The 21,610-nt window shown below is 39.3% G+C and carries 21 protein-coding genes; 11 read left to right on the top strand and 10 right to left on the bottom strand.

Features of this window, described 5'->3' with window-relative positions:
* The first annotated feature begins 305 nt into the window (after positions 1-305).
* From QL986_RS02740 to QL986_RS02710, 7 genes are all read left to right on the top strand, one after another.
* The gene (locus QL986_RS02740) at positions 306-608 is read left to right on the top strand and encodes a hypothetical protein (RefSeq protein ID WP_024601566.1); all 303 of its coding nucleotides are present in this window, start codon (positions 306-308) and stop codon (positions 606-608) included.
* A gap of 90 nt (positions 609-698) precedes the next feature.
* The gene (locus tag QL986_RS02735; protein WP_051385864.1) at positions 699-1,040 is read left to right on the top strand and encodes a PDZ domain-containing protein; all 342 of its coding nucleotides are present in this window, start codon (positions 699-701) and stop codon (positions 1,038-1,040) included.
* Positions 1,041-1,505: 465 nt separating this feature from the next.
* Positions 1,506-1,961 (top strand): M23 family metallopeptidase, encoded by a 456-nt coding sequence (locus tag QL986_RS02730; RefSeq protein WP_290191124.1) that lies wholly within the window; start codon positions 1,506-1,508, stop codon positions 1,959-1,961.
* A 104-nt stretch (positions 1,962-2,065) separates the two neighbouring features.
* Positions 2,066-2,410, top strand: a complete 345-nt coding sequence (locus QL986_RS02725; protein WP_290191123.1) for a 5-carboxymethyl-2-hydroxymuconate Delta-isomerase — start codon at positions 2,066-2,068, stop codon at positions 2,408-2,410.
* A gap of 48 nt (positions 2,411-2,458) precedes the next feature.
* Positions 2,459-2,860 carry a hypothetical protein gene (locus QL986_RS02720; protein ID WP_290191122.1) on the top strand — a complete coding sequence of 134 codons (402 nt, stop codon included), beginning with the start codon at positions 2,459-2,461 and terminating at the stop codon, positions 2,858-2,860.
* A 54-nt stretch (positions 2,861-2,914) separates the two neighbouring features.
* Positions 2,915-3,391 carry a hypothetical protein gene (locus QL986_RS02715; protein WP_290191121.1) on the top strand — a complete coding sequence of 159 codons (477 nt, stop codon included), beginning with the start codon at positions 2,915-2,917 and terminating at the stop codon, positions 3,389-3,391.
* A gap of 213 nt (positions 3,392-3,604) precedes the next feature.
* The gene (locus tag QL986_RS02710) at positions 3,605-3,910 is read left to right on the top strand and encodes an energy transducer TonB (protein ID WP_290191120.1); all 306 of its coding nucleotides are present in this window, start codon (positions 3,605-3,607) and stop codon (positions 3,908-3,910) included.
* Positions 3,911-4,295: 385 nt separating this feature from the next.
* Here QL986_RS02710 and QL986_RS02705 read toward each other — a convergent pair whose 3' ends face one another.
* Both QL986_RS02705 and QL986_RS02700 read right to left on the bottom strand, forming a co-directional pair.
* Entirely contained in the window at positions 4,296-5,885 is a 1,590-nt protein-coding gene (locus tag QL986_RS02705) for a tetratricopeptide repeat-containing sulfotransferase family protein (protein ID WP_290191119.1), read from the bottom strand.
* 86 nt (positions 5,886-5,971) lie between these two features.
* Positions 5,972-8,386 (bottom strand): TonB-dependent receptor, encoded by a 2,415-nt coding sequence (locus tag QL986_RS02700; RefSeq protein WP_290191118.1) that lies wholly within the window; start codon positions 8,384-8,386, stop codon positions 5,972-5,974.
* Between the two features lie 374 nt (positions 8,387-8,760).
* Between QL986_RS02700 and QL986_RS02695 the strand changes: the two genes are divergently transcribed.
* Complete coding sequence (locus QL986_RS02695; protein ID WP_290191117.1) at positions 8,761-9,855, top strand: NADH:flavin oxidoreductase/NADH oxidase; 1,095 nt, start codon at positions 8,761-8,763, stop codon at positions 9,853-9,855.
* 76 nt (positions 9,856-9,931) lie between these two features.
* On the opposite strand, the gene QL986_RS02690 is transcribed toward QL986_RS02695, so the two are convergent.
* The 3 genes from QL986_RS02690 to QL986_RS02680 form a co-directional block, all read right to left on the bottom strand.
* A complete protein-coding gene (locus QL986_RS02690; RefSeq protein WP_058155863.1) occupies positions 9,932-10,798 on the bottom strand; it encodes a DMT family transporter in 867 nt (288 codons plus the stop codon).
* A gap of 193 nt (positions 10,799-10,991) precedes the next feature.
* Positions 10,992-11,993 (bottom strand): Gfo/Idh/MocA family oxidoreductase, encoded by a 1,002-nt coding sequence (locus QL986_RS02685; protein WP_290191116.1) that lies wholly within the window; start codon positions 11,991-11,993, stop codon positions 10,992-10,994.
* 37 nt (positions 11,994-12,030) lie between these two features.
* Positions 12,031-13,032 carry an AraC family transcriptional regulator ligand-binding domain-containing protein gene (locus QL986_RS02680; RefSeq protein ID WP_290191115.1) on the bottom strand — a complete coding sequence of 334 codons (1,002 nt, stop codon included), beginning with the start codon at positions 13,030-13,032 and terminating at the stop codon, positions 12,031-12,033.
* An 89-nt stretch (positions 13,033-13,121) separates the two neighbouring features.
* On the opposite strand from QL986_RS02680, the gene QL986_RS02675 reads away from it, so the two are divergent.
* Complete coding sequence (locus tag QL986_RS02675) at positions 13,122-14,732, top strand: GMC family oxidoreductase N-terminal domain-containing protein (RefSeq protein ID WP_290191114.1); 1,611 nt, start codon at positions 13,122-13,124, stop codon at positions 14,730-14,732.
* On the opposite strand, the gene QL986_RS02670 is transcribed toward QL986_RS02675, so the two are convergent.
* The 3 genes from QL986_RS02670 to QL986_RS02660 all read right to left on the bottom strand — a co-directional run bounded on the left by QL986_RS02670 (position 14,729) and on the right by QL986_RS02660 (position 16,430).
* Positions 14,729-15,538 (bottom strand): class I SAM-dependent methyltransferase, encoded by an 810-nt coding sequence (locus QL986_RS02670; protein WP_024601082.1) that lies wholly within the window; start codon positions 15,536-15,538, stop codon positions 14,729-14,731. The genes QL986_RS02675 and QL986_RS02670 overlap by 4 nt on opposite strands.
* A 6-nt stretch (positions 15,539-15,544) precedes the next feature.
* Positions 15,545-15,943, bottom strand: a complete 399-nt coding sequence (locus tag QL986_RS02665) for a hypothetical protein (RefSeq protein WP_290191113.1) — start codon at positions 15,941-15,943, stop codon at positions 15,545-15,547.
* 67 nt (positions 15,944-16,010) lie between these two features.
* Positions 16,011-16,430, bottom strand: a complete 420-nt coding sequence (locus QL986_RS02660) for a DUF3429 domain-containing protein (protein WP_010389229.1) — start codon at positions 16,428-16,430, stop codon at positions 16,011-16,013.
* 297 nt (positions 16,431-16,727) lie between these two features.
* Between QL986_RS02660 and ahpC the strand changes: the two genes are divergently transcribed.
* Both ahpC and ahpF read left to right on the top strand, forming a co-directional pair.
* On the top strand, positions 16,728-17,297 hold the full coding sequence (gene ahpC / locus QL986_RS02655) for an alkyl hydroperoxide reductase subunit C (protein WP_008115650.1): 570 nt from the start codon (positions 16,728-16,730) through the stop codon (positions 17,295-17,297).
* A 166-nt stretch (positions 17,298-17,463) separates the two neighbouring features.
* Positions 17,464-19,041, top strand: a complete 1,578-nt coding sequence (ahpF, locus tag QL986_RS02650; protein WP_028834166.1) for an alkyl hydroperoxide reductase subunit F — start codon at positions 17,464-17,466, stop codon at positions 19,039-19,041.
* A 95-nt stretch (positions 19,042-19,136) separates the two neighbouring features.
* Here the strand turns inward: ahpF and QL986_RS02645 are convergent, their stop codons facing one another.
* Both QL986_RS02645 and QL986_RS02640 read right to left on the bottom strand, forming a co-directional pair.
* A complete protein-coding gene (locus tag QL986_RS02645; protein ID WP_290191112.1) occupies positions 19,137-19,328 on the bottom strand; it encodes a DUF3185 family protein in 192 nt (63 codons plus the stop codon).
* A gap of 48 nt (positions 19,329-19,376) precedes the next feature.
* Positions 19,377-21,401, bottom strand: coding sequence for an ATP-binding protein (locus QL986_RS02640; RefSeq protein ID WP_290191111.1), 2,025 nt, complete (start codon positions 21,399-21,401; stop codon positions 19,377-19,379).
* Positions 21,402-21,610: the final 209 nt, after the last annotated feature.

Here is a 21,610-nt window from a genome sequence, read left to right as displayed (position 1 = left end):
TTGTACTCCGGTGTTTATGGAGTTTTAAGCTTAGCTCGCTACAAAAGAATTCGGGTATGAGCGAGAAGCGGACATTGAGAGTGGCTAAATGTAAGAGTTAATTGATTGGTCAAACTGTTTTTTACTCATATATTCATGAAATGAGGAAAAGCGTATATTGTTGACTCAGCTTTTTTGTAGGCGATAGAAACTTAGAGATAGTAATATCTTAGGTAATTTGGTAAAACTATGTAGATATTATCGTGCCTATAGCAGAGAAATGCGCTATTCGCGTGCTATTAAATTATACACATGGAGTAAGGGTATTGTTCAATAAATTAATTCCAATTTCTCTGATCGTTTTGTTATCAGCTTGTGGTGCAACCCAACCAGCACCATACCAAAAAGATAAAATACTTGAAGATAGAGATCAATATAACGGTTTAGAAGGTATGGCTCAGTATCAAAAAGATCAGAATTACCTTGTAAGTAAAGAGCTGTCTGATAAATGTACCAAAGCTAAAATTGACTTAGCAGTTGCAGAAACAAATAAAAATGCTAACGAAATTAAGAAACAAAATTCACTAATTAGCAATACGTGTATAAGGTTTTTCAAGTCGGGCCTCTAACAGTTTTGTCGGTTCCACGTCGTTTCATATTTTAGCAAATAATTACAAACCGCTTAAAACGGCGGTTAATTTTTTAAAGGAGTAAGGTTTTTGAATTTAACTAGGAAGGTTCTATTAATTTGTTTGTTTTTTCCATTTGTAGCTTTCGCCAAAGGGAAAGTTGGGATTGCCGTCGGTGTGTCTGTTGATGGGTTTTTTAGTCCTGAAATAACCGAGTTTAAAATTGATGAAGTTCATTCTGGATCTCCTGCAGAAAAAGCTGGAGTTAAAGTTGGTCAATTAGTTATCGAACTTGATGGTTGCAAAATCCCGGGCTGCCCAGCAGATAAAGCTAAAAAGCTTATGGATAAAGAAACAGGTGAAATATTACTATTACTAGTTAAAAACTTAGATGGCAGTGAAGCTTTGCTAAAAATACATGTAGGTGAGTAAAAATCTAACGAGAAACTAAACAAGGATAAAAAAGTTGGCTTTTATATGGGCTCCATTAACTTCAAGAGCTTATTTTGGGGTTATTCTACAACTTTATTGTTACAGTCCGCTTATGGCACTTTGCAGACAATCGATAATACAAAACGCTTATGTTAATTGAGACGCTCATATTCAACTTAACTTATAGTCGAAATTAGTGTGTTGATTTAACGCGCCTAATTCGGTTTAATATCAGCTTAATTAATATGCTGAGTAATGCAGGGATGGCCTAGGGCAGCGGATTTCATTAACTTGGGCCTGGTTAGGGCATTAAAATCTTCCCTTTATAAACTAAAGCCCATTGTATAAATAGTTCCCACGCTGACACCCAAACTGGTAGTGTTTTAGTTAATATGTGCCAAGGATAGCTCATTGAAAAAATTAAGGTTTATACTCATTCTACTTACCGCAGTTTTCCTTATAGGTATGATCATACCAGATGACATTGTTATTCCTGTTGAGGGTGCGACACCCAACGATTGGAACCATAATACTTTTTGGTATGAGCCATGGGGAAGCTCTGTGGTCCATAAGGGAATTGATATATTTGGTAAAAAAGGAACTACCACACTTTCTTCTAGTAAAGGCTTAGTCATTTATACGGGCACAATAAGTAAAGGCGGGAATGTAGTGGCAGTTTTAGGGCCTAAATGGCGTATTCACTATTATGCGCATATGGACAGTTACTCTGTTACAACGGGTACTGTTGTTAAGACTGGCTCAGTTATTGGTGTTTTGGGGGATTCAGGTAATGCCCAAGGAAAACAGCCACACATTCATTACTCAATCTTATCAATAATTCCAATTCCTTGGTTAGCTACAACACAGACTCAGGGTTGGAAAAGAATGTTTTTTTTAAACCCTCACGAAATGTTTATATAAGTTGTATTGAAAAAAGTGTTTAAGACAGGTATCGATTTGAATCTCATGCACAAGTAAGATGCGGTCAAGCTATTTTCATCAGCGATTAATATCAAGGAGAGTATATGCCTCATTTTATAATGGACTGTTCTGAAAATGTTTTTGGGGAACATGATGAGGAATACATTATTGAACAAATTCATTTTGTAGCTCACGCTACAGGTTTATTTGACGAAGGTGATATAAAAGTTAGAATAAACCCATTTAATACTTTCTCTGTGGGGAATAAGCGTGAAGACTTTATTCATGTGTTTGCCCATATAATGCAAGGAAGAACAACAGAACAAAAAGCGAACCTCTCACGAGTAATTGTTAGTAAGCTTGTTACTTTATTTCCTGAAATTTCTAACATTGCAATGAATATTAGTGATTTTGAAAAAGCGACATATTGCAATCGCACGATGCTTTAGCCAGCTATTATCTGCAATTTAACATAGTTTTGGATGTTTATAAAACGTATGAGTAACTCTCAACTACAAAATCTAATATCTCTTTATACTGCTTTTGCTTTTGTACCTACGTTATTGCTTTATTTGATTTATAGTATATTTGGTTGGGTTGTATTTTCACTTACATTAAACCCTTTTTTGGGTTATTTTTTGGTGGGTGGTGCTTATGGTTTATGGTCACTCCATTCATTAATAAAAACGATGAAAAACTTAACGGTATTAAAGCATCCTATTATTGTGATAGTTGGATTGTTATTAGGTTGTAGTTTTTGTCCTGTCGTTTTAACAACGACTGAATTTAGTACGATGAAACCACAAGAATTTATTTTTATGTATATTATTATTGCACCCTTTATAGCGACTTTACATTTGTTTTATTTATATAAAAAACAGTTGGCTAGCGTCTCTTGAACGATTACTTTAACTCTTTTTCAGTGGGCTGTATTAAACAAGGAAAACACAGGTATGGAACCAAATTACTCAGAATATTCAATTTCAGAGCTAGAAGAGTCATTACGTGCTATCGATCAAGAAGCGTATCCTGAAAGAACAAATGAACTAAAGAAAGAGTTAAATAATCGCCTTGTAAACCCAACAACGAGTCATGAAGTTGAGGATGGCTTTGAGGCGAATGAACAATTTTATAAATGTCCTCATTGTGAAGAAAAAATTGGATTTTTTTCTAAAGCGTTACAAAGTTGGAGCAAGATAAGAGAGTGCCCGCAATGCAAAAAACCATTTGCAGTAACCTTTAATATAAAAGTGTTTTTCGTTGCGCTTTTACCTATGGTTATTTTTAATTATTTTATGATAAAACCTGTTTTAGGATCACTGGGATTAAGTAAGTCCATTGGTTTGGGGATAGTTTGTGGTGTGTTAATTATTATATCAACCCGCTTGATCAGAGTTCGTGATAAAAATGACACTACAAAAGAAGTTTAAGATAAATTTTGAAATGTTTTGTCTAGGTTTATACGTTTATAGAAAAGCGTTTTTTTGTTGGGAATATTTTAGTAAGTTCGTTTAGCGCTGCTGCACACCTTAGTAAACTTAACCACTAGTTGTACATTTAACTGAGCTATATTTTTAGGAGTAGTCTTTGAAGTACATAACTATAATTTTAGTCCTTTTACTGGTTGTAATAGCACTGATAAAGTGGCAAATTCAAGTATTGTGTATATCAATGCGCAAACAGATTCACCTGCTAAATGGGTTGTGAAGATTGAACCAAAATATCCTGAAGATGCGGCTAAAAATAACGTAGAGGGCTACATAAAATTCAAAGCAATAGTGAATGAAGTTGGTGCGTTAGAAAGAGTTGAAGTAATTGAATCTGCCCCAAAAGGTGTATTTGAAAAGGAAGGTTTACGGGCTTTAAAACTATGGCGATTTAAGCCTGCGTTATTAAATGGTAGGCTGGTTAAGGTTGAGTACGCTGGTACTCTCGAGTGGAAGTTATAATGTCTTTAGGGATGAGCATATCATGGAGATCTAAGCAACCTAAACAAAAACGATGTGATAGGTGTGAACTGTATTATTCTGAATTTTTGGATAAATGTACGCATTGTTCCGATTTAAACGAAGCACAATTACTTATGCTTAAGGCTAAACACCAAGAATCTCTTAAACACAATGCTAAGCTTGGTAAATACTTATTTATAGCTGCTGTTGTAATTGGTGTATTACTTTTTGTTAGTTTTTTATGGTAGCGTTGGGTTTTTCCTTAAGTGGAAGAGGGTAAGTTAACAGAGAAAAACCCCCAAATACATTCAGCCTAAAAATTTATATCCATCCGCTAACTTTCAAATTAATCAAACTGAACTATCCTTCCACCTAATATTTTTTGTTATTTAATTGAACCTATAACTCCTTCCTTAACTAAATAAGCCTGCGCTTCATCGGTATGGGGCTTAAATTTTTTCCAGCGGCCTATGGCTTTGTTGTTAAGCGGTTGGCGCACTTGCATTTTGCTGGCGGTTGAAACCGGTGCGGTGTTTAAATGAAAATCAAGGCACTGTGGTTGCCAGTCTAAGTCGCAATAGCTCACTAACTCTTTTATCTTTTGCTCTGGTGCGGCGATGAGTTCTTCGTATTTTACTAGTTTAATATTGCTGTGAAGGGCGCTAAAGTGCTGCATCAGTTTATAAAAGCGGCTGTAAAATTTAGCGGTGTCGAGTAAGTCTAACGAGTAGGCATAATACGGGTTGTTGATAGTAAATAGCTGGCGATAGTTACCAATACAGGTGTCCATGGGGTCGCGAAGTAGGCAAATTATTTTCGCGTTTGGCAGTGCTTTGGTAATTAAATCAATATAAAAAAAGTTAAACGGTAGTTTATCAATAAAGTGTTTATGACTGCCGGTTACAACACGGGTTGCTTCCAGGTAAGTGCTGCCAAGTTTCGCAAAATCAAGCTGGTAAGCTTGGCTTAAGGTGTCTGTATCAAGTACTTGAGGCGTGTGCGTTTGGCTAAGTTTTTTTACACTTAGGCCAAAGTCTTGCAGTTCGCCCGCCGATTGTACGTCGCTGTGGCTAGATAAAATGCGCTCAACTAAGGTGGTGCCAGAGCGCGGCATGCCTAACACAAAAATTGGCTCACTGCTTTGGTTGCCAGCCGTTTGTTGGTTTTTGTATTTATCACTGAGCTGTTTTATATGTGAAAATAAAGCCTCAGACGCTTGATTATCAAACGCCTTATTAGCGAGTTTAGCTGCTTTACCTTGTTGTAATGCATTAAAGGCTGCTGAAAATTCTCCTAGGTCTTGATATTCTTTTGCGAGCGCATGACCTATATGCAGTTTAGCGTCAGGATGATTGACCTGTTCAAATACGTTTTTTAATCGCGCTATGTGGTTGTTTTGCTCAGTGACTTTAGTTAAATCGGCTAAGGCAAAATGACTTTGATGATGAAGCGGGTTCAGTGAAATGGCATTTTCAAACGCGTGCTGTGCTTTATCAAACTGGCCTAAAAATTTAGCACATACCCCATAGTTATAATAAAACTGCGGCTGACCAGTATTACTCGCTTCAGCCAAACTTAACGCGCATTTAAAATAGTCAGCAGCATGCTGATGTAAACCCGCTTGGGTGAGTGCCACGCCTAATGTATCGGCATCAAGTGCTTTACTAATATGTTCAGGCTTAACGCCGAGGGCGGTGCTTTTCGCTTTTTGTAAATCGCCAGTAAGGGCGTAACACTTGGCAAGTTGCGCTGTATATTCAATAGACTTAGTAAAGCTTAATGCTTTTTCAATTATCTTTATTGCTTTATAAATTTGGCCAACCTGTAAATTAACCATGGCGAGTAAAAAGTAGCCATCAGCAAAGTCAGGCTGCTGTGTCACTAGCTCAACCAGTGCTTTATGCGCTTGCTGAATGTTGCCTTGGTTTAAGTTGTTTATAGCGCTTTGGTGTAGTTGCTTTAAGTTTGGCTGCATGAATACTCTTATAAATAATGTACTTACAAATAAAAAGGCTCAAAATTAATTTGAGCCTTTTTATTGTACTTAAACTTATCGTTTAATTATATTTCAAACTTATAGTTAAATTTAATGCCAACAGTAAGCGGGCGATTAATATAGTAACCATAGTTACGTTGTATGTCTGCGCCATTGGCTGTTGTAATATCCGCATCTGAGCGACGAACAGAGGTAACCGCATATTTATTAAATAAGTTATCTACATATAAAGTGGCCGACCACGCATCGGCGGTTAATTTAGCTGAAATATTACTTAAGCTATAACCCGGGAGTGCTTCACCGTTGTCACGTAGGCCTACTTTTGAAATTACATCACTTTGTGCAGTTAAACCGTAGTTAATATCGAGGGTTTTATCATTTAACACTTCTGTTTGGTAGTTAATCCCCATAGAGAACTGATGCTCTGGCGAGCCTGGTAAACGGTCGCCATCTACCGCACCATCAGTGCCATCGGCATTAAATAAATACGGTGCGTCTGAGGTTAGCTCTGCTTTTGTATAGGCATAAGTTGCATAGGCAGTAAATGAGTCTGATAAAATTGCACGCGTGGCAATCTCAATCCCTTTCGCATTAGCGCTACCTGCATTTGATAAATACGGTAGTTGGCCTACTGTTGTTGCCCCTGCAATTTGTGCGTTATCCCAATCAACATTGAATAGGGCGGCGTTAAAGTGTAGTTGGCTTCTAAACCAGGTACTTTTAAAGCCTAGCTCATAGTTAGTTGTGGTATCTGCTTCATACAGCATTTCATCAGGTGTACCACAGCCTGTTTGTTGATCCTCAGGTAAGGGCACAGGACAAGGGACTAGGCCATTTGAGCCGCCAATTCTAAAGCCTTCGCTAACAGTGGCGTATCCCATTACAGTATCAGTAAACTGATACTTAGCATTAAATTTAAATAGATTACCGTTGTCACCCGCTTTGTTTTCTTCAAAATTAACTGAAATTGCATCAGGTGCAGCACCTTCATACAAGGTATTTGCTAATGGAAAGTCAAAAGCCGCTTTTGACTCAACATCGTATTCGTAAAAACGCGCGCCAATGGTAATGTCGAGTTTATCGGTTACTTGGTAACCCACTTCACCAAAAAGCGCTGATTCAGTGACTTTGCTGCCAGTAATTTCTAAATATTCTAAAGAGTCTGGTCTAAGTTGTGCGCCACCAAAATTATCAACCGCGAACTGATCAAAGCCTGGTGTGTACTCTCTGCTTGATGCATCGATGTCGGTTTTGTTGTAAAAACCACCAACAATCCAGCTTAAATCGCTATCACTTTGTGAGACTAAACGCAGTTCTTGGGTAAAGGTGTCTTTTTCGTCAATTTCACGGGTATAGGCTGAAAACGAGGGAAACTCTTCGTAGCCATAGTCTAAGCGAATTAAAAGGTCTGTTTGGTCGCGTTGCCCATTGGCGTCAAATTGTGAAATACCGGTGGCTGATACTAGCTCGGCAAAACCTAAGTCGGCTTTAAGTTCAAGGCTCAGTAATTGGTCTTCTTTTATCCGTGGCTCTTCATAACGGTACGCTGACTCGTATTTGCCAATGCGATCACTTAAGCCATTGTTAGCATTAAGGCTGTTGTGATGAACAATAGAACGACCCTCAGTATCTTGCTTTTGATAGAAGTAGTTTAATGTACCTTCGAATGACTCATTTGCTTTGTAACGCAATGAAATACGGCCAGTTGTGGTTGTTTCACCGTTGGCGTCTTTTACATTTTTAAGATTGCTGTTGACTGCATCAAGGTTTGTCCAATCAGGGTCGGTAATCGATACACCTGGTTCACGAACAGTGTAGGCGTAGTCAATAAACCCTGGGTCTTCATAAATATTTAAGCTGGTACGAACAGCAAGTTTGTCTTCAATTAATGGTAAATTGAAGATAAAGCCCGCTTCACCACCGACCGAATCACTTTCTTGAGTTTGAAAAACATCACCAAATACTTCACCTGAGGTGAAATCAAGCTCTGGCTCTTTAAGCATGTAACGAATAGCGCCACCAAGTGTGCCAGCTCCATATAATGTGCCTTGTGGCCCAATAAGCACTTCCACACGCTCTACATCAACTAAACGCATATCAACTGAGACAGGAATTTCATTAATATAAGTGGCAACAGTGCCACCATCTGATGAAGGCCCTGATGAATTAGTATTTAAACCACGGACTATAATAGGTGAACCGGCACGGCCACCTTGATCTGTAATTGTTAAGCCCGGTACCCAACGTGCTACATCGGCCAGCTCACTGATGTTTTGATCTTTCATTACATCAGCATCGAGCGCGGTAATGTTAAGAGGCGCAGCTTGAATTGAGCCACTTCGGCGCGTTGCTGTAACCTCAATAACTTCAAGCGATTTGTTCTTTTCAATAACTTGCTCTTGAGCCACTGCATTACTGCTAAATAATACACCGCTCAGTGCGCTTGATACAGCCAAGGTTAACAGGCTTGGTTTAAACATAAAAAGTGATCCTAGTTCAATAAAATGTGTTTATAAATGAGCGCTAATAGTATCAGGGTGTTTTAGTGATTGAAATAAAAATATGAATTTTAATTCACTTTTTTAGAATAAAAATATAAAAGTGAGTTTGAGTGTTTCACGCTGTATATTAAACAAACAAAGGCGTTGCTTTAAAATTAACCAAAATATTAATTGTGCTTAATAGAGATAAAAACTGGATAATGAATAGTTTAAAACGTCATTACTTATATTTTTATAAACACTATAAAAATGAATATTCCCCCCCATAACCTTTATAAATACATGTTTAATTATTGATAACACCAACAGCACAGTTTAGCTGTGGCTGTGAGTCAGTTATATGAGGATTTATAATGTCAAAGCTGTTTTCACCATTGTCACTTGGTAAGTTAAGCCTAGATAATCGAATTATTATTGCACCCATGTGCCAGTACTCGGCCAACAATGGCGCTGCAAGTGACTGGCATACCATTCATTTAGGGCAATTGAGTTTAAGTGGAGCGGGTTTACTTATTTTAGAAGCGACGGCCGTTAATCCCGAAGGGCGAATTAGTTACGCCGATTTAGGATTATGGGATGATACTACCCAAGCTGCATTAGCAAAAAGTTTAACGGCCGTAAGACAATACAGCCCAATGCCTATTGGTATTCAATTAGCCCATGCAGGTCGTAAAGCTTCAACCGATAAACCATGGGATGGCGGTGGGGCACTCATACCCGATCACCTCAATGGTTGGCAAACGGTTGCGCCATCAGCCATTGCCTATGATGAAAACAGCCCCATTCCCAAAGCGATGAACCAAGATGATATAGATTCGCTCATAAGTGACTTTGTTAATGCGGCAAAGCGCGCTGACGAGTTGGGCCTTGATTTAATAGAAATACATGGCGCACACGGTTATTTGCTACACCAGTTCTTATCGCCGCTGGCAAACAAACGTGATGATCAATACGGTGGTAGCCTAGAAAATAGAATGCGATTATTACTCGACGTATTTAAAGCTGTAAGAACGGCATTTCCAAGCAATAAAGCGGTGGGTGTACGTATTTCAGCAACCGATTGGGTAGATGGTGGTTGGGATTTACCGCAATCAATTGAACTGGCAAAAGCGCTTGACGCGTTAGGGTGTGACTTTATTCATGTAAGCACTGCGGGTTTAAGCCCTGAGCAAGATATACCTGTTGCTAAGAATTTTCAGGTGCCGTTTGCAACCGCCATTAAACAGGTTGTGAATATGCCAGTGATAGCAGTGGGTTTAATTACCGAGGCGCAGCAAGCTGAAAGTATTATTAGTGATGAACGTGCTGATGGTGTCGCTTTAGCGCGGGGGATTTTATATAACCCACATTGGCCTTGGCATGCTGCGGCCGAGTTGGGCGCGCAAGTGCAGGCACCAAAGCAATATTTGCGCTCAAGCCCACATGGCAAGCCATCCCCTATAAAATAGTGAATGACTTAACTACAAAACCCAAGCAAATAGCGTGGGTTTTGTGTGTCTCGGTAGCTTAATATTTAATTAAATATTAAGCAGCGGGCTGCTTTTTACTGTTTGACGTTGAGCTGCCAACCGAGGCAATAATAACTAATAAAATAGCAAGCCACTGCCAAATGCTAAGTAGTTCACCTAAAATAACTAAGCCAGCGAGTGCTGCAATAGCGGGTTCAAGGCTCATCATAATGCTAAACCCTTGCGGCGACATATTCCGCAATGTGATCATTTCTAAAGTGTAAGGTAGGGCACTAGAGAGTACCGCAATAGCAATACCTAACGGAATAATATCCCAAGTAAATGCGGCACTTTGTGATATGCCACCATAAGGTACAAGCACAATAGCTGAAATGGTCATGCCCATCGCTACCGTTGCGCCACCAGAGCTTTGGCTGCCGGTTTTTTTACCAAATAAAATATAACCTGCCCAACACGCACCCGCTGCTAGAGCTAAAATCACGCCAATTGGATCTAAACTTTCTTGGCCTTTCATATCGGGTAACAGTAATAATATTCCGGTTATTGCGCAAGCAACCCAAAATAAATCACGCTTTCGTCTTGATGAAAATAACGCAACGGCAAGTGGCCCGGTAAATTCAAGCGCAACACCAATACCCAGTGGAATACGTTCAATGGCGTAATAAAATAGAATGTTCATGCCGCCTAGGCTCAAACCATAAATTAAGATGGGTAAACGCTGGCTTGCAACCGGAAAGTGTCTCCAAGGTTTAAAAATTAAACAAAGAATAGCGGCAGAAAAACCTAAACGTAAGGCCGTTGTGCCCTCAGGGCCAACAATAGGGAAAAGCTGCTTAGCCAGTGAAGCCCCAGACTGAATAGTGATCATTGCAAGCAATATGCATAAAATAGCCAGTAATAGCTCTTTGGTTGATTTTTGCATGGTCGTCCTTAAATATTGCCATTTAATTGCGGCGCATATTACCTGCTTTTACCTACGCAGGTAAATGTAAATTAACGTTTTACATGGAGTCCCCAGTGATGAGAGGCTATCACTGGGCTGAATGAAAAATAAGCTTTACTGTTTTTTTAGATTGAGATTGCGGGTACTGAGGGCTGACTGATTGAGTGAAAATTTATAGCTCAGCTTTACTATCTGCAGGGTATATAACGCCTAATTGGGCGCGGGCGGTATCGAGTACCGTCATCACATCGCGTGAAAGCTGGTGGTTGTTAATATGTGACTCTAATGTGTTTTGCTCAATCATCTCAATAAAGTGCGCCACTTCATACTTCATAAAATGCTCATCAAAATCTGTACTTATTGTTTCTTTTTGGCCATTATTAGCGATGAATTCCACTTTTTTAAGTTGCGATATAGCTTCAATACGAATACGGCCTAACTCACCTTGTATTTCGGTTATGTTCTCGCCTTGCGATATTTTTGAATAACTAATTACCGCTTGTTTATCTGCATAATTTAAAAGTACATCGCCGGCACCATCAACACCGGTTTCTAGTAATACGCCACTGGCGTGCACACTGTTTGGTGCGCCCCACAGTGCTATAAGTAAATAAAGTGGGTAAATACCCAAGTCTACTAATGCGCCATTTGCAAATTCAGGTAAAAAGGTATTAGGGCGCTCGCCGTTTTTGAGCTTATCGTAACGTGACGAGTATTGGCTAAATTGGCCAATAAATTTACGCGGTGTACCAATTCTTTTTAATGCGTTTTTTAAAATAGCAAAGTTAGGTAAATGCGTTGTCATCATCGCTTCCATGTACAAACGTTGATGTTTTTGAGCAGTCGTTAAAATAGCAGTAAGCTCATGACTATTTGCTGCTGAAGGTTTTTCGCCAAGTACGTGTTTGCCCGCAGCTAAACATTGCACAGCATAGTCTTTATGCAGGCTATTTGGTGCGGCTATATATACTGCCTCTACAAGCTCGTCTTGGCAAACAGCGTCAATGGAGGTAAATATTTTTGCCTGAGAATGAGTGGGGTGATTAGCTAAAAATCGCTCAGCGCTACTTTCTGCCCGAGAACACACACCGTATAAATTAAAATTACTCAGAGTACTTGCCGCATCAAGTAGGGTGTCGCTAATAAAATTGGTACCTACAATCACAAAATTCATGTTTAGCCTTTTTATGTATTTTACACAGCTTTGCAGTTTAACAATATTTTGCTCTAAATGCGCGAGCAGAGCAGTTAAACCAGCGTTTTACACTGGCACTTAATGTGGCTTGTTCTTGATAACCTAACAGCTCGGAAATATGTGAAATAGAAAATTGGTTTTGCATTAAATAGTGTTCACATAATGCGCGGCGAGTGGCATCTTTTAGTTTTACAAAGCTGGTGTTATGTTTTTTAAGTTCACGATGCAAGGTGCGAGGATGCAGATTAAGTGCCGTTGCTATCGTTTGGTTTGAGCATTGAAAAAGGGGCAGCATAGGTCGAATAAGCGCACTTACTTGCGAAGGTAACGACTGAGTATGCGCATTATTAGCGGCTAAAAAGTTTAATGCGGCTTGTACTTTGTGTTGATCAGAAACATTAAGTGGCAATAATAAATCGTTTTTGGCGATTAAAATACCGGCGCTATTTCTGTGTTCAATAACGTTACAGCCAAAGTGCTGATGGTAAGCCCGTATATTTGCATCAAGCTTTTGCGGTAAAAATACCTTAATGGGTTTACATTGATTTTGGCTCACTTTTTTTAAGGTGGCGAGCGCCAGTGCAATTGTTAATTCAATAACTTGATTTATAACAGGTAATGGCTTGAGTTTTATTTCGAATGATAAAAATATATTTTGGTCATCTTCAAGTGTATGCGTGGTTAAATTAAGTGCGGGTGTATGTAAGTGCAGGTATTTAATTACCCATGTAAGCGCTTCACCTAAATCAGTTCCACTTTTAGCGGCGATAGCGATATGCCCTAAAATATCAAAACTTTGTTTGCTAGCGAGTTTAAGACCAAAACTTGGGCAGTTTAAGCTATGAGCGCAGTATTCTAAAAGTTCGGCATAATGGCGATAAGTTAAGCTTTGGGTTTCAAGGGAGTTTAACGTTACCTCAATGGCGCAATGGCGCATAATGCTTGCTTTATCACCACCTAGTTCGGTAATTAATGTATCAATTCCCTGTAAAGAAGTGGCTTTAATTAGGCTGCTCATAACAGTTGCATTAGTGAAGAGGTGTCTAAAAATATCAAGTTTTTAGCAGATAATCCATGCAAAGTAGTTTTTTTAATGGGAGATATTTTATGCATACCACCTCATTTGATTACATTGTGATTGGCGCAGGCAGTGCTGGCTGTGTTGTTGCCTCGCGATTATCTGAAAATAAAAATGTGAGTGTGTGTTTAATTGAAGCCGGCGGCTGTGACCAAAGTGCTATGGTGCAAATGCCTGCGGGAGTTGCAGCTAGTGTGCCTTATGGCATTAATAGCTGGCATTACAATACGGTGCCACAAAAAGAGCTTAATAACCGCTGTGGGTTTATGCCCAGAGGTAAAGTGCTTGGTGGTTCAAGTTCAATCAATGCCATGGTTTACATTAGAGGGAATAAAAAAGACTACGACAACTGGGCCGCTATGGGAAATACCGGCTGGGATTATACCAGTTTGCTGCCTTATTTTATCAAAGCTGAAAACAACAAAACCTTTATCAACAGCCCATATCATGGTGTAAATGGCCCCTTACATGTGCAAGAGCTAAGTTTACCAAGCCCAGTTAATCAGCTGTTTTTAAAAGCATGCCAAGAGCAAGGCGTAGCCCTTAATGACGATATTAATGCGCAGCAACAGCTAGGTGCACGGTTATCGCAGGTCACTCAACATAAAGGGGAGCGTTGCAGTGCGGCAAAAGCGTACTTAACACCTAATTTAGCTCGTAAAAACTTAACCGTGCTCACTGATGCGCAGGTGCATAAAATTAATTTTTGCGGGAAATCTGCAACTGGTGTAACAGTTGCAGTTAATAATAAAAGCTATGTGCTAAATGCCCATAAAGAAGTTATTTTAAGTGCCGGTGCGATTAACTCCCCCCAACTTTTAATGTTATCGGGAGTGGGGCCTGCAGATCATTTAAAGCAGCATAACATTGAGCTTGTAACGCAATTAGAAGGTGTAGGCAGTAATTTGCACGATCACTTAACCGTTGTGCCATTATACAAAGCAAAATATTCGCAAGGCACATTTGGAATAAGTGCCAGTGGTGCGTTTAATATTGCAAAAGGATGCGTTGATTGGTTTGCCAAACGCGAAGGAAAGCTAACCAGTAACTTTGCCGAATCGCATGCGTTTATAAACTTATTTACAGATTCTATTGTGCCCGATGTGCAACTTGAATTTGTTATTGGGCTGGTGGACGATCACAGCCGTAAACTGCATTATGGCCATGGATACAGTATTCATAGCAGCATAATGCACCCTAAAAGCCGCGGCACTATTCGTTTAGCGGATGCCAACCCTTTAAGTGCGCCACTCATTGATCCTAATTATTTAAGCCACCCCGATGATTTACAGGTTATGCTACTTGGGCTTAAAAAAACATTGAGCATAATGCAAAGCAAAGCGTTTGATACTATTCGTGCAGATATGGTGTATCCGCTTGATATTAATGATGATGCGCAGCTTATTGAGTTTATTAGGCAAACAGCCGATACAGAATATCACCCCGTAGGAACCTGCAAAATGGGCCAAGACGATATGGCTGTGGTTGATAGCGAATTACGTGTTCACGGTGTGCAAAATTTACGGGTGGTAGACGCCTCTATTATGCCCAGTATTATTACCGGAAATACCAATGCTGGGGTAATAGCAATTGCAGAAAAAGCAGCTGACTTAATAAAGCAAGCTGCACTTTGTGACTAACTTGACTTATAAAACGCTGTTAACCATTGCTGCCAGTCTTGCTCTAGTTTGAGCATTTGCTGGTGCTTTTTAGCGGAAAAATGTTTGTTTTTATCTTCATCCGCTAAAAACGGCCCCACACGACAAAGCGGGCAATAATCATCAGTTAGATAATTAGGGGTTGTTAACATATCACTTAGTTCGGGTAGTGTATTTTCACTAAATACATAAGTAATACCGCTGGTGTCTTTGACGTGTTTGTCACGGTCGACATTGCGAATTTTATAGCCATCAAAGCGACTGATATCGAATGACATTTGTCCTTGATATGCCACGTTTAAATGGGTATTTAAACTCCCCTCAATATTCCACTCACGATACGGTTTAACATCTTTTGAGGTTATATAGCATAACCCAGGGCCTTGTGGGTTCAAGGCAAACTCATTGGCATATTTTATAAATTGATGCAGTAACGCACGGTTAAGCACGTTCATGCTGTTATTACGTGTATTTTTCTCAAATGCGTCGCGACCAATAAACGCAGGAATAAGTGGAAATTGAAAAATCACTACATCAAAGCTGTTTAGGTGCTCGGCTAGTTGTTGCCAACATTGTGTGTTGGTGACATCAAATTCATTAAGCACATCAATTTTATGTGCTTTAAGTGAGGCAAGCGCGTTATCGGGGTATTTTTCTGTAAGAGTTGCAGCTGCATCATAGGTTGAGGCAACTAACTTTTGCGGTTTAATGTGGTTGTAAAGCGCGTTTGAAAACGATAAGTCGCCATCACCTACCGTGAGTATGTTCCAATTTGGGTTTAAATACATATTAAATTATGTGTTTTTATTAGTAACAGGCGATGTGTCAGGATGCGGTGTATTAATCAGCTGTTGATGCAACCTATACATAGCTAAACGCGTTTTTAACCCTTCAATGGCAACTTGTTTAAGAATTAAGTTAAAGGTAATCAAAATAGCAAACACAATATGAATAGGGCCATGAGTAAAACCGGCTTGAGGGTCGTAAATGGCTAAGCCAAATAAAACAAACAACACCACCATAAATATTTCAATGAGCTGATTTGAATAAAAAGAAAGACGCCCCTCACTTTTATGATCTTTTTTTATGCTAATAGCGCAAAAAAACGGGATCACTTTAATTTTGAAAGCAGCGTTTTTTTCTACAAAATTCTCACCAAGGTCAGTAAGCTGTTGGCGTAATTGGTCTATCATGGGGTGTCCTCTCAATACAGTGCGCGGATGTTACCCTATTACAGACCAATGGTTAAGTAATGGCAGACTATTTAGGGTAAATACTCATACCAATAATAAGAATATGACAAACAAACACCACAGATGTGAGCACAAAGCGCATTTTTTGATAATCTTTGTGGTAACCCTGCCAATGAATCGACGCTTTTTCGAAGATTAGTACCAACCAAAAACTCGCGCCTAACCACGCAAGCATCCACTCAATTGGCAAAAATGATAAAAACGGAATAGGAATGACCGGCAGCACAGCTTTAATTGCATCGGCAAAGCTTTGTTGCCCTGCATGCCATAAATTACCCGCCATAAACGCTAAAATAGCAATGCTATAAAAACTAAAAAACTCTAAATTTACACTGTTACTGCCAAACATGAGCGGCCAGCCCACACAGCCTAAAAATGGCAATAAGCCTAAATAGCCTAGTTGAATGTGATTGACGAATTTTTCCATAAACGAAATGCCTTTGAAGGTTGTGTAATGTAAACCATGTTATTGTAGCAAGGATGTGCAGTGTAATCTTATTAAAATCTATATAGCGCAACTGACTATGAGTGGTAGTTGAGTTGTAACTGCTTTAACGCTTAAAAGTAAGCAGTAGATCACTCCTTGGGTTTGCAATCTTAAAAATCGATTGTTTTAATCTAAACAATCAATTTTATTTAATTTCTCAATGGCCTTATTGTATTAATCAAGCCAACGCACAAGGCGTTAACTTTTTAAATACACTAAACATAAATGAGGAATACTATGAGCACTTCATTGATTAACACAAAATTACAACCTTTCAATGCAACAGCTTACCACAATGGTGACTTTGTAGAACTCACTGAAAAAGACGTATTAGGTAAGTGGTCTATCTTTTTCTTTTACCCTGCAGATTTCACATTTGTATGCCCAACTGAATTAGGTGACCTTGCAGATCATTACGCACAGTTACAAGAAATGGGCGTTGAAGTTTATTCAGTATCAACTGATACACACTTTACGCACAAAGCATGGCATGACACGTCAGACACCATCGGTAAAATTACTTACCCAATGATTGGCGACCCAACAGGACGCATTACACGTAACTTTGGTGTAATGATTGAAGATGATGGTTTAGCACTTCGCGGTACATTTGTAATGAACCCAGAGGGCGAAATTAAAGTTGTTGAAACGCATGATTTAGGTATTGGTCGTAGTGCTAAAGAGTTAGTTCGTAAAGTGCAAGCAGCCCAATACATTGCAACACACGATGGCGAAGTTTGTCCTGCATCTTGGCAGCCAGGTGAAGACACATTAGCACCTTCACTAGACCTAGTTGGTAAGATTTAAACCTTACCACTAACTAAAAATTTAGAGTAGAACATGACTCTAATACCAGTGAGCCTGTATAGGTTCACTGGGCACTCTCCCACGCCATCACACGTTTCTAAAATTTCGCACATGCACTGATGGCATGGGAACCTTGCTGTTTTAATTTTCCTTAAGGGGCTAAGCCATGTTAGACAACAACATAAAGAACCAACTAAAAAGCCATTTTGAATCGCTGACTCAGCCTGTTGAGCTGCTTATCGCCTTGGACGACAGCAAAAAATCAACAGAAGTAGAAAGTCTAGCAAACGATTTAGCGTCACTAAGCGATAAGTTTAGTGTAATAAATAATCCCGATACTAGCGCCCGCAGGCCTTCTATGGTGGTGCATTCACCAGAAAAAAACACCCATATTACCTTTGCAGGTGTTCCTATGGGACACGAATTTACTAGTTTAGTGTTAGCGCTATTACATACGGGTGGTCACCCTAGTAAAGCAAGTAAAGATGACATTGAACAAATACAAACACTTGAGCAAACACTCAATTTTGAAGTGTATATTAGCTTGAGTTGCCAAACCTGCCCGCAAGTTGTGCAGGCACTTAATACTATGGCAGCAACAAATAGTAATATTAAAGCCACCATGATTGATGGGGCGTTATTTCAAGATGAAGTAGAGCAAAGAAACATACTGGCTGTACCCGCTGTATATTTAAATGGTGAACCTTTTAGCCAAGGGGCCATGAGCCTCACTGATATTTTAAATAAAGTGGATAGCAAAGGTGCACAGCGCCAAGCAGCATCACTCAATGAAAAGTCGGTGTTTGATGTACTTGTCGTTGGTGGTGGGCCAGCTGGTGCTTCAGCAGCTATTTATTCTGCACGTAAAGGGCTAAATACGGGGGTTGTAGCAGAGCGATTTGGCGGTCAAGTTGCTGATACATTAGCGATTGAAAATTTTATTTCAATTAAAGCAACGCAAGGGCCAAAAATGGTGGCTCAGTTGGAAGAACACGTTAAAGAATACGATGTTGATGTTATGCACAACCAACGCGCGGCAAACCTGCAAAAAGGCAGTAATGGGTATGATATTACTTTAGAAAATGGCGCTGTATTAAAAGCAAAATCACTCGTACTAGCAACCGGTGCACGCTGGCGCGAAATGAATGTACCCGGTGAGCAACAGTATAAAGGCCATGGCGTTGCATACTGCCCGCACTGTGATGGGCCTCTATTTAAAGGTAAACCGGTTGCGGTTATTGGTGGTGGTAATTCAGGTATTGAGGCGGCAATTGATTTAGCCAATATAGTTGAACACGTTACTGTGCTTGAATTTGCTGATACGTTACGCGCCGATGAGGTACTTATTCGTAAAGCTAATAGCTTAAAAAACATCACTATTATTAAAAACGCCCAAACCACGGAAGTACTTGGTGATGGCAAAAAAGTAACGGGGTTAAGTTATACCGATCGCCTTAGCGGCGAGAGTAAACAGTTGAACTTAGCCGGTATATTTGTACAAATTGGTTTAATACCTAATACCGAATGGTTGAAAGACAGCGACCTTGAACTGAGCCAATTTGGTGAAATACTCATTGATGCCAAAGGCGCAACATCGTTACAAGGGGTTTATGCTGCAGGTGATGCAACCACTACGCCATTTAAGCAAATTATTATTGCGATGGGGGCGGGCGCAACAGCAAGCCTAGGTGCGTTTGACTATTTAATTCGTCAAACGCCCGATGCAGAGCAAAGCGCTGCTTAATAGTGTTTTAGCTTAAAGTCTCTTGATATAACAGCTCTCACCCATAGCTGTTTGTTCACCCAAGCCGCCCTCTCCAAAGGCGGCTTTTTTGAGCGCTATTTAAGTCGGGTAATACCCACTAAAATACAGACTGCGCCACCAATAAAGCCAAGCCAGGCTTCCATAGGTGTTTCGCCGTTTAATGCCCGGGTAACCTGAGAGGTTGCTGAGTCATAAACGTCATAGCCCCATATTGCCAGTGCGATACCAATAACAATAAGTACAATACCAATAATTTTATTTGTCATAATGATCCTTTGTTTTCTAGTGCAAGTTAATCTGAGCGACACTCGTTATTATAATGTGGCTACGCTCAGCCTTTTTAATGTATTTGTAATTGCTTCTTCTATTGCTGGAAGCTTAAATGGTTTGGCTATAAACATATCCATGCCCGCTTGTTTACAGCTTAGTCTATCTTGGGAAGAAGCATTAGCCGTCAGAGCGACGATATATGTGCTTTTGGGGCTACATATGTTATTAGATCTTAATTGTTTGGTAGCTTCAAAACCATCAAGTATTGGCATAATACAATCCATAAATATAAGATCGTAATGCTTTTGTTTGCACTTTAAAATTGCGTCTTGGCCGTCTATGGCAAAGTCTGATTTTATATTAAACTTATCCAGCGCAGCTTCTAACACAAGGCGGTTTATTTCGTTATCATCAACCACCAGTACTGATAATTTGGCACCATGATTATTAATCGATTTAAGACTCGGTGTCTGTATTTGTTGTTTGCCAAGTTCAATCGGGATAGTTAAGGTAAAACACGTACCCACATTAACCTCACTCGTTACTTCAATTTTGCCATTCATAAAACCAACGAGTTCTTTAACAATTGCTAAACCTAATCCGGTGCCGCCTTTATTGTTGTTAGCATCAACCTCTTGGGTAAAAGGCTTAAATAATGAGTTTAAATACGCTTTACTCATGCCGCGACCCGTGTCGGTTATTTTAATGGTAAGTAAAGGGTGTTTTGTGTCTAATGCTAATTGCGAATAGAGAGAAACAGATCCATGCTCTGTAAATTTTAACGCGTTACTTAGTAAATTAGAGACAATTTGGCTTAATCGAGAGGTGTCGCAGTATACCCAAACATCATTAGGAATGAGATTAGTGGCTAGCAGTTCAATGTTTTTATTACTAAACAAAACCGAATATAAAGAAACCAAATCGGTAAATACCGTTTTAAGTAAAGAGTGGTGAGGCTCCAGTTTTAACTCACCATGATTTATTTTTGAAAAATCGAGTACTTCATTAATAATATTCAATAAAATGTCAGCACTTCGAAGGGCTACTTTAATTTTTTCTGCCCGCTTGTCATAATCATGTTCATCAATGAGAGTCGCTAACATTCCCGTAATACCATTAAGCGGGGTTCTAAGCTCATGACTAATTTTGGCAAACAGCATACTTCGGTCTTGGAGGAGTTGTTCTGCAAGTGCTTTTTTTTGTTTTAACTCTTCGCGTAACTTAACGGCTTCAGTTATATCTTGAAAAGTACCAAATAATCGCACACATTTGCCGTTGTTAAACTCGGCCTCACCAAAAGTCGACACCCAAATATTTTGCTGCTTTGCGGTAACTATTTCCAGCTCTAAATGCCATTTTTCACCCTTAGATACCGCATTTTCTACCGCTTTATTAATACTATCTCGACTTTTACCCGCTTTATAAAATTCAATGGCTGTTTCCATGTTTGGAGTATAGCCTTCTTCGGCTTGATGAATACGTCGAGTTTGCTGGCTCCAAAAAATGCTATTGTCTATTAGGTCGACTTCCCATGTGCCTATATTTGCAACGCTTTCAAGTTTCAATAAGGTGTCACTATTTTTAGTGAGATTAACTTTATCCTGATTGCGCGCAAATTCTGAGCCCAACCACTGAGCTAGTAATTCAATATAATCATAAGCTTCATCGCTAAAAGGGGGGCATTCTTGAGCTGATGAAAAGTTAACAGTTCCAAATACGTCAGTACCTATTCGTATAGGCGCTCCAATATACGCCTCCAATTGGAAATTAATATAGCAAGGATGATTTGCAATACTACTTTGCGACGCATTATGAAATGCCAGTGCAGAGTTGGCCAACAAAGTATGTGTACAATAGGTGCCGTTTAGCTCAAACTCAGTACCAATAGCAAGAGAATTGTCAGGGGTAATAGCATGTAAAACAGTGTAAGAATTATTTTTTACGCGGCTGATAATAGCCAAATCGAGCTGAAAAACATCGAGCCCAAAAGCAAGTAAGTCTGCAATTTTTTGATCAAAGCTAAGCTGTTGATCAGAGACTATATTATGAAAGCATCGAAGAAAATTCACAAAAAACCTTAATTTATTTAGTACGTACACAAGAACACAAGCAAGCACTATGCCTAAACATAATCTATTTTTTGACAATAAGCCATTAACACATAATTCCTTACTACATTAACTCGCGGGTTTAAAAATTAATAGCTTGAATTAGATGTAAATTCAGGGTTATATCACTATATATTTCTTCTGAGTCCATACTGTTTATTAATAACCCT

The sequence above is a fragment of the Pseudoalteromonas sp. APC 3250 genome, from assembly GCF_030407915.1.
Lineage (GTDB): Bacteria > Pseudomonadota > Gammaproteobacteria > Enterobacterales > Alteromonadaceae > Pseudoalteromonas > Pseudoalteromonas tetraodonis.
Note: the sequence above shows the minus strand (reverse complement) of the source record. Positions and strands in the feature narration are given on the sequence as shown.

Coding starts and splice junctions, on each gene's coding strand:
- QL986_RS02730 (WP_290191124.1), top strand. CDS start 1,506: ATGATCATACCAGATGACATTGTTATTCCTGTTGAGGGTGCGACACCC.
- QL986_RS02725 (WP_290191123.1), top strand. CDS start 2,066: ATGCCTCATTTTATAATGGACTGTTCTGAAAATGTTTTTGGGGAACAT.
- QL986_RS02720 (WP_290191122.1), top strand. CDS start 2,459: ATGAGTAACTCTCAACTACAAAATCTAATATCTCTTTATACTGCTTTT.
- QL986_RS02715 (WP_290191121.1), top strand. CDS start 2,915: ATGGAACCAAATTACTCAGAATATTCAATTTCAGAGCTAGAAGAGTCA.
- QL986_RS02705 (WP_290191119.1), bottom strand. CDS start 5,885: ATGCAGCCAAACTTAAAGCAACTACACCAAAGCGCTATAAACAACTTA.
- QL986_RS02700 (WP_290191118.1), bottom strand. CDS start 8,386: ATGTTTAAACCAAGCCTGTTAACCTTGGCTGTATCAAGCGCACTGAGC.
- QL986_RS02695 (WP_290191117.1), top strand. CDS start 8,761: ATGTCAAAGCTGTTTTCACCATTGTCACTTGGTAAGTTAAGCCTAGAT.
- QL986_RS02690 (WP_058155863.1), bottom strand. CDS start 10,798: ATGCAAAAATCAACCAAAGAGCTATTACTGGCTATTTTATGCATATTG.
- QL986_RS02685 (WP_290191116.1), bottom strand. CDS start 11,993: ATGAATTTTGTGATTGTAGGTACCAATTTTATTAGCGACACCCTACTT.
- QL986_RS02680 (WP_290191115.1), bottom strand. CDS start 13,032: ATGAGCAGCCTAATTAAAGCCACTTCTTTACAGGGAATTGATACATTA.
- QL986_RS02675 (WP_290191114.1), top strand. CDS start 13,122: ATGCATACCACCTCATTTGATTACATTGTGATTGGCGCAGGCAGTGCT.
- QL986_RS02670 (WP_024601082.1), bottom strand. CDS start 15,538: ATGTATTTAAACCCAAATTGGAACATACTCACGGTAGGTGATGGCGAC.
- QL986_RS02665 (WP_290191113.1), bottom strand. CDS start 15,943: ATGATAGACCAATTACGCCAACAGCTTACTGACCTTGGTGAGAATTTT.
- QL986_RS02660 (WP_010389229.1), bottom strand. CDS start 16,430: ATGGAAAAATTCGTCAATCACATTCAACTAGGCTATTTAGGCTTATTG.
- ahpC (WP_008115650.1), top strand. CDS start 16,728: ATGAGCACTTCATTGATTAACACAAAATTACAACCTTTCAATGCAACA.
- ahpF (WP_028834166.1), top strand. CDS start 17,464: ATGTTAGACAACAACATAAAGAACCAACTAAAAAGCCATTTTGAATCG.
- QL986_RS02645 (WP_290191112.1), bottom strand. CDS start 19,328: ATGACAAATAAAATTATTGGTATTGTACTTATTGTTATTGGTATCGCA.